The following is a 13,288-nucleotide window of genomic DNA, read 5'->3' as shown; positions in this document are numbered from 1 at the left end:
TTTGTTGCGTAGAAAAAAAAGAATCAATTTCACGGATATAAGTATTATTTTATTCATAACGGCTGTATCAATAACTTGTTTAATTCCATTTTTGTATATGATTGCGCTTTCTCTAAGTTCGAATGATGCCATTATCTCTCAGAAGGTCGGACTTTGGCCGGTAGGCTTCACACTTGAAACCTACAAAACGATTCTAAGTGATGTTGAGATGCTTTATACGATGGGGTACACGATTGTGCTAACCATTGTCTATACACTCGTTTGCATGTTTTTAACGATTTGTGCAGCGTATCCGCTTACAAAGCAAAGGTTAAAGGGAAGAAGCTTTATTTTAACCATTCTGGTATTCACCATGTATTTTAGTGGCGGTTTAATACCTAGCTATCTTCTTGTGAAAAATCTGAATTTGATGAATACGATGTGGAGCTTAATTTTGCCAGGCGCTATGAGTGTTTTCAATTTAATCATTCTAAAAACTTTTTTTGCATCACTTCCGGAAAGCTTGGAAGAATCGGCCTCGATTGATGGTTGTAGTGATCTTGGGATTCTGGTACGAATTGTGCTTCCACTATCTTTGCCTTCTATCGCAACGTTAAGCCTCTTTTACGCGGTGGACAGATGGAACGGTTTTCAGGATGCGCTATTCTATATAACTGATAAGAACCTGTACCCGATGCAATTAAAGCTGTACCAAATCATCACGGCGAACCAACAGCTAGATAGCCAGCAAGGTGAAGGCAGTGTGGGGACTTATATTGTTCCAGAGGCATTGAAAGCGGCAAGCGTGATGTTTGCAACCATTCCAATTTTAGTCGTTTACCCGAAACTTCAGAAATATTTTGTGGATGGTGTCATGACGGGGGCAATTAAGGGATAATCAGGCAGCTTGAAGGGTGGTGGTTATGGGAGCAATGAGGTAGGATGGATAATAATAATTTCGATTTTAGGGGCACTACGGAAAAGTTAACTACTTTGTTAAAAACGATATAAGGAGAGGTCACAAAAATGAAAATCAAAAAAATGTTGGCTGTACTACCGGTTTCGACTCTATTAATAAGTGCTTTAACAGGTTGTGGAAGCGATAGTAATAAAGTAAGCTCATCAGCATCACCAGCAGCTTCAACGGCAGCTGCAACGGCAGCTCCAACTCCTTCAGGTCCTCCGGTTACACTAACGGTTGAGGTATTTGACAGAGGTATACAGGGGCAGCCAGATCTGAACAATAATACGTGGACTCGATATATCAATGATAATTTTGGCAAACAGAACAACGCGATTGTGAAATTTGTTCCAGTACCTAGATCTCAAGAAATTGACAAGCTTAATGTATTGATGGCAGCAGGTGAGGCACCCGATCTCTCATTTACGTATGACAGTCCTACCGTATCTAGATACGCTAAATCGAATGGTATTGTCCAATTGAATGATTTATTGGCTAAGAGTGGCAAAGAATTAACGAATTATTTGGGTAAGACGGTTCTTTCATATGGAATGTTTGATGGTAAACAGATGGCCATTCCTGCTAAAAGAACTTCACTGGCATGGAATGGTATGTTTATTAGAAAGGATTGGCTCGATAAATTAGGGATGCCTGTTCCTACGACGAGGGATGAATTATATAATACGTTAGTTGCATTCCGAGATAAAAATCCGGGAGGCGTAAGTGGCGTTATCCCTTGGGTATTTGCTGCAACTGGTTTGAATTATTCCTATGGAAATTTAGGCGAATCTTTCTGGGGGAAACAGTCGGAGGAAGAATTTGTTACAGCTCCTAGCTCAGGGGGAGCTGCATACAGCTGGTTAAGACCTGGAAACAAAGATGCGATGAAGTTCCTGAACAAGCTTTACAATGAAAAATTAATCTCCCCTGATTTTGCTTTAGACAAAACAGCCAAACAAGCCGATGCTGACCTTACCAACGGTAAAGCAGGATTCGTCGTTGCAAACTGGGATTATCCGTTAAGGCAAAATATCAGTCAGCCATTAAAAGCAAATGTGCCTACCGCAAACTTTGTACCCATTGACGCTTTTAAGGATTCAGATGGAAAATATAAAAAACTCGCATATAACGAAAATGGCGTCAATGTCTTTATTCCGAAGACCAGTAAAAATGCAGAGCTGGCTATTAAATACTTAAACTGGATGTCCGACCCGAAAAATTTATTCTTCCTTCAATATGGTGTAGAAGGCGTTAACCACAAGATGGTGAATGGGATTCCGCAGGTTATTAATCAAACAGGGGATAATATGCAAACGAGTTATCTAAATCTTGATTATACACTCGTTGTAAATGGTGTGGAGCTTGGTGATCAGCAGAAGAATATAAAAGCATTAGCTGCAACGGCGCCTGGACTTGAAGATGTTGCAGAAAAATCATACAAAATCAATACGACGGATACATACACCAATTTCTTCTTTGATACACCAAATGAGGCCAATATTAAATTCGGCAAAACACTTGGTGATATGAACAAAATCATGACGGATAAACTAATTGTCTGTAAGCCAGCAGAATTTGATGCCTTGTATGATAAGTTGGTTGCCGAATTCCAGGCAGCAGGCGGGCAGGCTGTGGTAGATGAAAATGTGAAAATCTACAGAGCCATGAAAGCGAATAAGAAGTAATTAAAAGCTTTAAACCTAGGCACTAGCCTAGGTTTTTTTGCTTCTTATAAAAAACATAAATAATTACAAAATTAATTTATAAAAATACATTTTATTAATTAAAATTTAGAGTAATATTATTTAGATGAATTATCTTAAAACAAACTGTCGATTATTAACGATCATGGAGGTACTTATGTATAGTGTCATTATTGTAGATGATGAACCTTGGGCGATAAAAGGAATACGGAATGCCTTTAACTGGCAGCAATATGGGTTTGAAATCGTAGGTCAATTTACAAGTGCCCATAAGGCAATTGAGTTCATATCTGAGGAATCACCTGATCTCGTCTTTACAGATATTAGAATGCCTGATATTTCCGGCCTTGACCTTATGAAGATGACGAAAGACAGGGGATTAGATGTTGACTTTGTTGTTGTAAGCGGTTTCGCTGAGTTTGCTTATGCGCAAGAGGCCATTAGATATGGTGCGTTGGATTATTTTCTCAAGCCGTTAGATATTGAGTTGGCAGATCCCTTACTTGAAAAGCTGGCCTTGTATTTCTCCAAGAAGCGAGGCATTCGAAATAACCTTATTTTAGAGGCGCTTACGGCACCTGATAAAAGTGAATTAAAACGTTTAACGCCATTTTTTGATAGCACATCGGACGATTATTGGCGTGTTGTTATCGTGTACTCCGATAGTGAGAATAAGGATGGTCAAGCTATTAAGTTTGGCGATATTGGGCATACCTTAGAAGTTGAATTTGGCTCAAGAAAGACACTGTACATTCTCAAAAGTGATAAGAGATTAGAGTTGGATGTTCAGTTGGAAGCCTCAATATTCACAGGTTCAAGTATAAAATCAATAGGAATCAGCTCCATTGCTACGAATTACGATCAAATGGCCAAGCTAATCAAGGAGTCCGATCTGGCGGCTTCACAAACATTTTTGAATGAGGAAAAAGGGTTATTTGAATACGAGCCAAAGCTTAGTTTGGTGAATCCGTTTATAGATGGCATTGCTTCTAGTATGAAAGAGAAAAAGTTTGAAGACATGGATGATATCATTCGGAAAATGAGGCATTTTTTCTCCTTTCATTATTTAGGTATGGGAGAAGTCGTTTATTTATGGAATCAAGTGGTCAGTAGCTTGGTTGGCACCTATTACGAAGAGTTGAAGGATATGGAGCTTGATTTCCTCAATTATGCTGAACTGAAAGAGCGATTTGAAAACTTTGAGTCCTTATGCAGCTTTTTAAATGATATTTTCAACTACTTAAAGCAACTAAATGGCCAGTCCGTGCATGAAAATGACAAGAACGCTTATTTTACCCAAATGGTGAAATACATTGACAATCATTATCATGATGAGTTATATCTGAAAGATTTATCTATCAAATTTTTGATAAACCAAGTGTACTTATGCCAACTGTTCAAACAAGTTTTGGGCACAACCTTTTCGGGATATGTAACCGATTTGAGAATCAAAAAAGCCTGCGAGCTATTGAAAAGATCAGAGTTGTCTATTGAAGAAGTTGCAACAAAAGTAGGATATTTGGATTACTATTATTTCAATAAAGTATTTAAGAAGCAATGTGGGATTACACCTACGAAATTCAGAAAAAGCTGATCGGAGTGGGGACTTTGCAGATTAGTAGACTTAAGCTTAAACATCAAATCTTACTCATATTATTATTTTCGGTTTCCATATTTACCGTCATGGAATTCTATTCCTACTATAGCTTTTATAATTTAACCCAAAAGAGAGCTGTCAATTATGGGGATACGATCATAGAACAAACTTCCCAAAAGATCGATTCCATTTTTAACGATATTAAAGTCAGTACAAACATAGCTGTTGATAATAAATGGGTACAGGAATTTACCATTGTAGATGATGATTATAAAAGGAGCTTTGAAATTGGCACTTATGTCATTGACCTCATTGAATATATGAGGTTGTTTAATTCGTATTTGAATGGCATTGTGATTACGGATAATCAAGGAAGAAAAATTTCCAGTTTAGCGACTGCCAACAGTGATATTACGTTTTCAAATCAGTACAATTATTTTATTAATTCTTTTAAAAATGAGAGTGAGACCATTGGTAAAGGGAAATTTACAAACCTATTAAAGGACGAAAAAACAGGAAATGAATATTTCTTTTATATAGCACCCATCGTTGAGGCGATTGGCGGGGTTCAATTTTCTAAAAAGACAGGTTATTGTTCCGTCATGGTGAATATGGAAAAGATCCAAGAACTTGTGGAAAATACCGAATTGACGCCTAACTCAGCTTTGTATATCCTAAACAATCGAAATGAAGTTGTTGCGTCAAACAATGCAAAATTTCAAGGTGATTTATATAAGGATATTCTATCAGTAGATAGCCAAAGCTTAACCAATGGGGTAAAAACCCAAATCAATGGAGAAGATGTCATCGTTCAGGTAAAAGGCTTAAGGCAAGCGGACGAGTGGCGGATCGTAAGTATGATACCGGTGCATGAACTGACAACAGACATGAATGCCATTAAGAATATTAGCATTATTGCAGGTATAGGTATCATTTTAAGTATGATGATTCTAGGGTACTTCTTCTTAAACAATCTGACTCGACCTGTGATGGGGCTTGTCTCCGATATGAAAAAAATGGGTAATCGCGATAAGGGCTTTCGGGTGAAGGTACGATCAACCAATGAAGTTGGCGTTCTGGCCAATGATATTAATAGGATGATTGACAATATGGAAGAGATGACGAGTCATGTTATGAGTACCCAGGCAAGATTATATGAGGCGGAATTGAGCAAAACACAGGCGGAGTTCGCTGCCTTACAAAGTCAGATCAACCCTCATTTCCTTTATAACACTTTAAATTGCATTAGTAGTATCGGTCTAGAATACGGCAGTAAGGAAATCGCGCTGATTACGTCAAGTATGTCCAAGATTTTTCGCTATAGTATTGAAAAAAGGGAGCTCGTCCTTATAAGCGAAGAAATTCAATGTATTAAGGCCTATCTCAATATTATTTCCATTCGATATGAAAACAAGTTCTCATTGGAAGTTAAGGTTGATGACAAGCTATTAGGTATGAAATCACCAAAAATGATCCTGCAGCCCATTGTGGAAAATTCTGTCTATCATGGACTCGAAAATATGGACGATGGCGGACATCTTTGTGTGAGCGGCCATATGGATGAGAATGGAGATATCTGTTTTCGAGTAGCGGATACGGGGCATGGAATAGGTCCAAAAGAGCTGGAGCGCATAAAAGCGAAACTGCATATGGCCTATTCGGAGAGAGTGAAAAACAGTTTTGAAGGAAAAAGTATCGGGCTCTCCAATATTAATAATCGGATAAAGTTGCTGTTTGGAGAGGGTTACGGGGTAGAGATCGAGAGTCAGCTTGGTGTTGGAACGACAGTAATTGTTAAGATTCCAGCTATATATGAATTTACGGATGTGTTAGCGGATAGGTAAAATAGCACAAACAGAACCCGCCTTAGATAGGCGGGTTTTGTTACGTGAAAATCATTTAACATGCCCGAATCCTTACGGCGGCCTGCGGCATGCAATCGGTCATGCACATTTCTACACCACCACAGCTGTTAATCGTCAAGTAGACCGTACACCCTGTTCCCTCAACTTCATAGTGTACGCGGTCTGCCATGTTGACCACGATGCAGAAGGCTTGTTCGGCTTCACCGGCATAGCGAAATTCCGCCTGATACGCCGTATAGCTTTCGTTAAAGGACTGCTGAAGCATCCAAACATTAAAACCAGTGGAAACTTTGCCAAGTTGGTAATAAGCAGCAAACCAATTGATGACCGGAGCGGACAAACCGCCGAAATGATGCCATCCTGCGCCTCGACCTGTTTGCACGATAAAGTGCTCGTAACAGTTGTAGGTGGCCTCAGTCTCACGCTTCCATAAGTTTAAAGCGGTATCCGCGATGCGGAAAGCAAGATCGGTGTAACCCAAATCGAGAATGGTTTTCCAGAAAAACCATTGATGCGGCATCCAAACCGCACCGTTCCAATAGCCATCCGCCTGATAATAAGGCGCGCTTTGGTCAACGGTGGACAGGCCGATTGGCGTCCATAACCGTTTTTCATCAAACAGCGCGGCAACTAGGCGATCCGCACGCGATTTGGTACAGATGCCGGATACTAGCGGGTAAAGCCCATCCATCCCCATGTTGTAATTGGCCCCGGAGCTGTGCCGTAGAGAGCCTTCTGGCTCACCCTGCTCGCTATGCACGACATAGCCGTAATAACCGGCTTCTTCATCCCACGCATGCTTTTCCAAAGCATGACGCCATCGTTCTATATCCTGCTCGTATTCCCTTATGTCTTCCTGCCAATTATCCGACATGGCGGCAGCCATTTTCAGGATTTTAGCTATACGAATGGCCTGGCTCGTTGTCACAATAGGGGCAACTGTTGCTTCCAGCGTTTGCGCATGCACATATTTTTGCGGCGGATAGTCGTCCCACCCCCCGGAATTATAGAAATAATCCCATGTCTTAAGTAGTCCGGAGCGAAGTATGCTAGTCGTAGACCCGCTAATTTTCCCGGCTAGGAACAAGTAATATTGACGTAACCGCGGATAAAAATGATTCAAGAAGGCGAGAGACTGCCCTTGGTTCCACAGCTCAAGAAACACATAATGCTGCACGGGCACCGGGCTGCCATGATGAATGAAGGCAGCCTGGCGGTCACCAGGTTCTGTCATATATGCGTTCAAGCAATCTATGGAGCGCTCTGCATCCAAATCGGAGAACCCGAGTGCGATAAACCCAGAATCCCATGTATATAAGGAATCCCACCAGCGCCCTGGCGTACTGTGGCGAATATACCTGCGTTTGGTGTAGACAGGGAAGACTGTATTGGTTAGCAGCGTAGCTCGCATAAGCTGCTGGCTAAACGCATAGGTGCCACCGGTAGCATAGGAGGGAGGGGGAATTAATTTCGCACGTTCAGCTTGATAAATGGCTTCGCATTCGTCATAGTCTAGCGAAACCGCTGTTAGGGCGGCAAGCACTTCTTCGTACGTCCCAGAGATGACCATGCCATGAAGGATCTTCGATGAAGCTGGTGCGACATGAATGGGACGCATGAACACATTCGTAAAGTGACCCTTTCCATTACCCTGCAAGACGGCATCAACGTGATTATGCACCGTATGACGGGCATACCGATCCAGTTCGTCGTTTTTGTATTGTCGTATCTCTACATCGTGGTAGTTCCACAAAAGGCCGTAATGATAAGGGCAATCTTGATATCGGAGGATCAGGCTGCCAGGAACAGGCCCTTCCAGTAATTCAGGCTCGATGTGCCAGAGTCGGTCGACAAAGACAACTTCCTCGCAAGCGTCGTGCTCGAGTAGGGTAAAGCCGTCCAGCACCAAGGGGCTGGAGCCGCAAGCATATAAGGAGAGTGTGAATTCTCCTGCTGCAAGCGTCCCGATTGGTAGACGGGCAACCCTCAGGGAGTTGGAAGTCTCTACATCCAATCGATATGTCTGATGTCCAATTTGAAGTTCAAGCTCCCCACTTTTCTCCGTTTGGTAGCGCAGCAAAAACACGCCGTTATTCAAAGGCTCTGCGAGGTGTATCTCATAACGCAGCAAGTCCCCTTGGTCGGCACCGAAGTTGCATCCTATTGCGGACCCTCCCGTAAAATGCTGGCCTCGAATTTCACCTCTAAGAAAACCGTCATAGACCAAGCCATCCGACGGACGTGGGCGTGCGAAACTCAATTCGCTATAATCTAGCGCATCAACCCACACAGCGCCCTCGGGCAGCTGCGCATCCGCACATATCTGTACGTCGCCGTGCCCGAGAAGGCGAGGCGGCTGAAGCGAAGCCATCCAGTGCAGTACCAAATTTTGCGGATGCTCGGATTGGTTCACGAAGGATACGCGAATCAGACGGGACTTATCGGCGACACGGCTGAAGGAAATGTCGGTATAGACGCGATCTTTCCATTCAAGCTCATGGCGGTGGGAGAAGAAGCTGTAATCCGCCGTTGCCTCCCATGGATGATAGCCAGATTCCCACAGCACGCTGGGAATATCCATTTTTCTCCTGTAGAAGCCAGGCATTAAACTAAGATCAAATCGCAAGCCTCGCGCTTGATCGCTGATATGGGAGATACCCATGTATTGTTTGGTATAAGGTCCCCAAGCAGGCAGCCTAAGATCATGGTCATCGGGGAGTTTCTCGATCTCATGCATGGTCTATCGCTCCTTCGAAATGTAGGCTCTTCTCTTTATTTTAAAAGAGTACATACCAAAATGCCTCTTGATATAAGCTTTAATTATCTTGAAAACGGACATTCATGATATGATGGGAATAACAATGACGTGCAGGAGGATCCCCGTGCCAGTGAATCTGACGGCTTATGATAAAGAACAAGTGGATTATGCAGATCCAAATTTCCGGATTAAAATATGGACCATAGATCATCCTAGCCAACCGTCTGATCAATATGGGCCCTGGCACTATCATGAAGAGGTAGAGTTGATCGCTGTACTGCAAGGTAACCTGACAATAGAAATAACACATCGCAGCTATCATCTGCAAGCTGGTCATGTGGTGATCTTGGGTTCCAATGAACTGCATAGATCCCATAAACATGGGCGCGACGATCTGCTGTATATCGTCTGCCATGTGGAAATGGCAGCCTTTATGGATCCATCCTTGCTTCCGTATCTCGCCGCATTTACCGGCCGCTCGGCCAATTTAACACAGTTCAATGAAACGCTGCACAAATATTCGGCAAGCATACAGGTCATTCACCAACTTATTCATGAGATGCTGCTTGATATGACGTTACAACAGCGGGGCTACAAGCTCTCTATCAATGCTAGCTTGAAAAAGCTCATGTACACGTTAATTCAGATTGATGATGCCCACATCATAAAACCGATGGATCCACAGCTAGCGGAAAAATTGCGTCCTGCACTTGTCTATATCGAACAACAGTTGGAAAATTATTTCCAAATTGCGGATATAAGCAACAAGCTGAACTATAATAGCAGCTATTTTGCCAAGCTGTTCAAAAAAGGAATGGGTATGACGTTTACGTCCTACGTCCAGATGCGCCGAATGAAACGAGCAGAGCAGCTCTTGCTAACAGAGGCGTGGTCTGTAACTGAAATTAGCGGCAAAGTAGGGTTTACCAGTCCTGCCCAGTTTTATCAATTATTCAAAAGGCATTTCGGCTGCTCGCCGAGGCAGTTTGTTGAGAAACGGACCCTCCCTAATGTGAGAAATGTGAACTACTAGAAAAAGTGTATATTGAACCGGAAAGGATCACACGATATGATAGCTCCAGAGTTGTCTAGGCGATTCAAGCCAATTGGACAAAAATAAGAATTTGAGTGAAGTGGAGTGGGTTCAATTGACACACGAGTGGCAAGCAAGTTGGTTGACAGATCGTTCTTTTATAAATTTGAAAAAATCCTATCTCTACCATAAAGAGCTCGATACGTTTGAAGTCGAACTACATGATCCTGACTTACAGCATCACCATTGGTATGTAAGAACTGTATTTATGCTGGATGACAAGGTGATGGATGAGGAAAAGATTTGGCTTCAACTGACGGCAGATGATTATTATAAGCTGTATATCAATGGCGAGTTCGTTGGTCAAGGGCCCGCTCAGAGTGATGCGAATCATTACTATTTCAATAAAATAGATGTACGTTCGTATTTAAAAGTTGGGGAAAATGTAATGGCCGTTCATGTCTATTATCAGGGGTTGTTAAATCGCGCTTATAACAGTGCCGACTACCGGCAAGGTCTCGTGGCGGAACTGTGGGCTGGCGAGAATTTGCTGGTCAAGACGGATCCGACTTGGAAAGCGAAACGGGTTTATGATAATCAGCCCGGTGTGAAATTCGGGTATGACACGCAATTCACAGAGCATTTGGACGCAAAGCAATCGGAGCGGGGCTGGACTGAAGTCGACTATGATGATTCAGATTGGGCACATGCTGAGGCTGCAGAGCAAACCGATTATACATTTGTGCTGCAGCCAACTCCGCCGCTTGCCGTCTATACGAAGCAACCTTCACATGTTGAAAGGCTTGCACCTGGTCATTATCTGATCGACTTCGGGGGCGAGCTGACAGGCCAATTCGGCATGCATGCACATGGAAAAGCGGGCGAACAAGTACATATTTTCTCAGGGGAAGAACTGATGTCGGGGGATCAGGCAGTTCGCTACGAAATGCGTTGCAATTGTCTTTATCATGATCAGTGGACATTATCCGGTGACGTAGATGTATTTGAAACGTATGATTACAAGGCATTCCGCTATGTCGAAGTGCAGGGACCCGAGGAAGCACTGCGACCGGATTCATTCCACGCCGTAGTCAGGCATTATCCGTTTGATGAGCAAAGCTGTGTGCTTCACAGCTCGGATGAATTGATGAATCAAGTTTTTGACATTTGCAAAAACGGTGTCCGTTATGGATCCCAGGAAAATTATGTGGACTGTCCGAGCCGAGAGAAGGGGCAATATCTGGGAGACAATACGATTATTGGTCACTCGCATATGCTGCTCAGTGGGGATTTACGGCTGTACCGCAAGGCTATTGAGCAATTTGGGCGCAGCTCTTTCGTCTGTGAAGGAATAATGGCGGTCGTACCCGGACATTTCATGCAAGAAATAGCTGATTTCTCATTACAGTGGCCGATGCAAGTCATGACGTATTACCGTTACAGTGGGGATAAGGCATTCCTTCAGGAGATGTACCCGTATGCGGAGGGTTTGCTGCGGCATTTTGAGCAATATGAGCGTGCGGATGGATTGCTTGAAAACTTCACGGACAAATGGAATCTGGTCGATTGGCCGCAAAACTTGCGTGATAACTATGATTTTGAACTGACCAGGCCGGTCGGTCATGGCTGCCATAATGTTATCAATGCTTTTTATATCGGTTGCATCAGTACTGTAAACGAGATACGGGAATTACTCGGTATTGCCTATGAGGATCGATTGCCGAAGTTAAAGAAAAGCTTCGTAGAGGCTTTCTATGATGAGAAGCAAGTCTTGTTTAAAGATTCGGAGCAGAGTACGCATCATGCCCTGCATGCCAATGTACTTCCTCTGCTGTTCCATATTGCTCCGGAGGAATCTGTCAGCGCCATTGTCGACATGATCCGGACTAAGCGATTCGCATGCGGGGTTTATTTCTCCTACTTTGTCATGAAGGCTCTAGCGGAGGTCGCAGAGTATGCGTTGATCTATGACTTGCTCTCAGCCGACGATGAACACTCTTGGGGGAATATGATCAAAGAAGGCGCAACCACTTGCTTCGAAGCATGGGGCAAGGACCAGAAATGGAACACCAGCCTATGCCATCCATGGGCAAGCGGGCCGGTTCCACTGCTGATCGAGGATATTATCGGGTTAAAACCTGCAAAGCCGGGTTGGCAAGAAATCGCTTTTTGTCCGAAGCTTCCGGCGACTTGGACATCGTTTTCGCTTCAGTTGAATGTGCCAACGGGCACGATTCGACTGAGCTATGAGAATGGGGTGTGGAGCGAGAGCTTCCCTCCTGGTATCCCTGTCGTACGGGCTTAAATTCAAGTGATTTGCAGAGTGAACTGACAAGAAAATTGTAAAGCAAAGGAACCGATCAATGGATCGGTTCCTTTGCTTTATTATTGTATGTAATTTGTGAGGTGGAGACAGGCGATAACCATAAAGGTTTTGTTAGAATGGTCATCGAATAATTTAACACCTGATACCGACAGAGAGTATCTACTTGCAAGTGTAACAGTATCTATTCCAGATTTTCAAAATTGGGATGAAATATTTGAGCTTGAGCTTACTGGACAGAACTTCAATCTTGTTGCATCTACAGGAAAGGAATATTCTAAAGAATTATTTCCGGAAACTCCAGCTCCCCGATTTGGTACAAGACTTGAACATGGGGATTCACATACGGGTTGGGTTGTATTTATAGTCGATAAAAATGACCCTGATCCTCTTATCACATTTAACAGAAACTCCGATGATTCCGGCGGAGCATGGTTTAAAACAGTTAATTAGATTTAAGTGCAAGTGCAATAGAACATCCATTCATTCGTGAAGCCCAGTAAATCAAATTATTGATTTATTGGGCTTATTTTGTGCATATGAAACTCTTAGAGATACGGAGAATGTGTATAGCGTGTTAGCCGATTACTTTATCAAATTCATGTATTGGAGCCCATATACAGAGCCAATTGTCATAAGAATCGACCACACGACTAAACTAATCCCCATCCAAGTGATGACTCTAACTTTAGATGAACCAAGCAATAGAGCCGTTAAAGCAGCTAAATCTGTTCCAAGTATCGAGGGCGAAAGCACAGCAAACACCGGAAGACCGTATTTTTCCCAAATATGTCTGGCTCTAGTCTCACTTTTTGAAGGCTTTAATTTCCCCTTTTTTTCTCTCCGTTTGTTACGCCATTCAGAAATTTGTCTAAAAAACATGGCAAAAACTAAAACCATAATAAAATTCCCTGCAAAAGCAATAATCCCAACGGCTACAGGTGACATCTCCAACACAATACCTAATGGAATAATATAAAAAACATCGAGAAATGGTAATATGGATATTAAAAATAATGCGATGTATTGCCAAATTCCATCTATTTGTTGAACCCATTCAACCATTTGA

General features: G+C 42.7%; 9 protein-coding genes. 7 read left to right on the top strand and 2 right to left on the bottom strand.

Annotation, left to right across the window (positions count from 1 at the left end; genetic code table 11):
* The first annotated feature begins 4 nt into the window (after window positions 1–4).
* From AC1DVJ_RS09000 to AC1DVJ_RS08985, 4 genes are all read left to right on the top strand, one after another.
* Entirely contained in the window at window positions 5–877 is an 873-nt protein-coding gene (locus AC1DVJ_RS09000; RefSeq protein WP_477590032.1) for a carbohydrate ABC transporter permease, read from the top strand.
* Between the two features lie 128 nt (window positions 878–1,005).
* Window positions 1,006–2,625 carry an extracellular solute-binding protein gene (locus AC1DVJ_RS08995; protein WP_477590030.1) on the top strand — a complete coding sequence of 540 codons (1,620 nt, stop codon included), beginning with the start codon at window positions 1,006–1,008 and terminating at the stop codon, window positions 2,623–2,625.
* Window positions 2,626–2,800: 175 nt separating this feature from the next.
* Window positions 2,801–4,237 (top strand): response regulator transcription factor, encoded by a 1,437-nt coding sequence (locus AC1DVJ_RS08990; RefSeq protein ID WP_477590029.1) that lies wholly within the window; start codon window positions 2,801–2,803, stop codon window positions 4,235–4,237.
* A 14-nt stretch (window positions 4,238–4,251) separates the two neighbouring features.
* The gene (locus AC1DVJ_RS08985) at window positions 4,252–6,084 is read left to right on the top strand and encodes a sensor histidine kinase (protein WP_477590027.1); all 1,833 of its coding nucleotides are present in this window, start codon (window positions 4,252–4,254) and stop codon (window positions 6,082–6,084) included.
* 55 nt (window positions 6,085–6,139) lie between these two features.
* On the opposite strand, the gene AC1DVJ_RS08980 is transcribed toward AC1DVJ_RS08985, so the two are convergent.
* Window positions 6,140–8,842 carry an MGH1-like glycoside hydrolase domain-containing protein gene (locus AC1DVJ_RS08980; RefSeq protein ID WP_477590024.1) on the bottom strand — a complete coding sequence of 901 codons (2,703 nt, stop codon included), beginning with the start codon at window positions 8,840–8,842 and terminating at the stop codon, window positions 6,140–6,142.
* 145 nt (window positions 8,843–8,987) lie between these two features.
* Here AC1DVJ_RS08980 and AC1DVJ_RS08975 point away from each other — a divergent pair, with 145 nt between their 5' ends.
* The 3 genes from AC1DVJ_RS08975 (at window position 8,988) to AC1DVJ_RS08965 (ending at window position 12,672) form a co-directional block, all read left to right on the top strand.
* Entirely contained in the window at window positions 8,988–9,896 is a 909-nt protein-coding gene (locus tag AC1DVJ_RS08975; RefSeq protein ID WP_477590022.1) for an AraC family transcriptional regulator, read from the top strand.
* Between the two features lie 73 nt (window positions 9,897–9,969).
* Window positions 9,970–12,201: a family 78 glycoside hydrolase catalytic domain gene (locus tag AC1DVJ_RS08970; RefSeq protein WP_477590020.1), complete on the top strand. Its 2,232-nt coding sequence runs from the start codon at window positions 9,970–9,972 to the stop codon at window positions 12,199–12,201.
* A gap of 96 nt (window positions 12,202–12,297) precedes the next feature.
* Window positions 12,298–12,672 (top strand): DUF4352 domain-containing protein, encoded by a 375-nt coding sequence (locus AC1DVJ_RS08965; protein WP_477590019.1) that lies wholly within the window; start codon window positions 12,298–12,300, stop codon window positions 12,670–12,672.
* Window positions 12,673–12,804: 132 nt separating this feature from the next.
* Here the strand turns inward: AC1DVJ_RS08965 and AC1DVJ_RS08960 are convergent, their stop codons facing one another.
* On the bottom strand, window positions 12,805–13,284 hold the full coding sequence (locus AC1DVJ_RS08960; RefSeq protein WP_477590018.1) for a small multi-drug export protein: 480 nt from the start codon (window positions 13,282–13,284) through the stop codon (window positions 12,805–12,807).
* Between the last annotated feature and the right edge of the window lie 4 nt (window positions 13,285–13,288).

It is taken from the genome of Paenibacillus sp. P4_A9 (assembly GCF_056402415.1).
This window is presented reverse-complemented; position numbering and strand designations above follow the sequence as displayed.

What these genes read in the sequence shown, in the direction of transcription:
- AC1DVJ_RS08960 (WP_477590018.1), bottom strand. Translation starts at nt 13,284, where the DNA reads ATGGTTGAATGGGTTCAACAAATAGATGGAATTTGGCAATACATCGCA.
- AC1DVJ_RS08980 (WP_477590024.1), bottom strand. Translation starts at nt 8,842, where the DNA reads ATGCATGAGATCGAGAAACTCCCCGATGACCATGATCTTAGGCTGCCT.
- AC1DVJ_RS08990 (WP_477590029.1), top strand. Translation starts at nt 2,801, where the DNA reads ATGTATAGTGTCATTATTGTAGATGATGAACCTTGGGCGATAAAAGGA.
- AC1DVJ_RS08995 (WP_477590030.1), top strand. Translation starts at nt 1,006, where the DNA reads ATGAAAATCAAAAAAATGTTGGCTGTACTACCGGTTTCGACTCTATTA.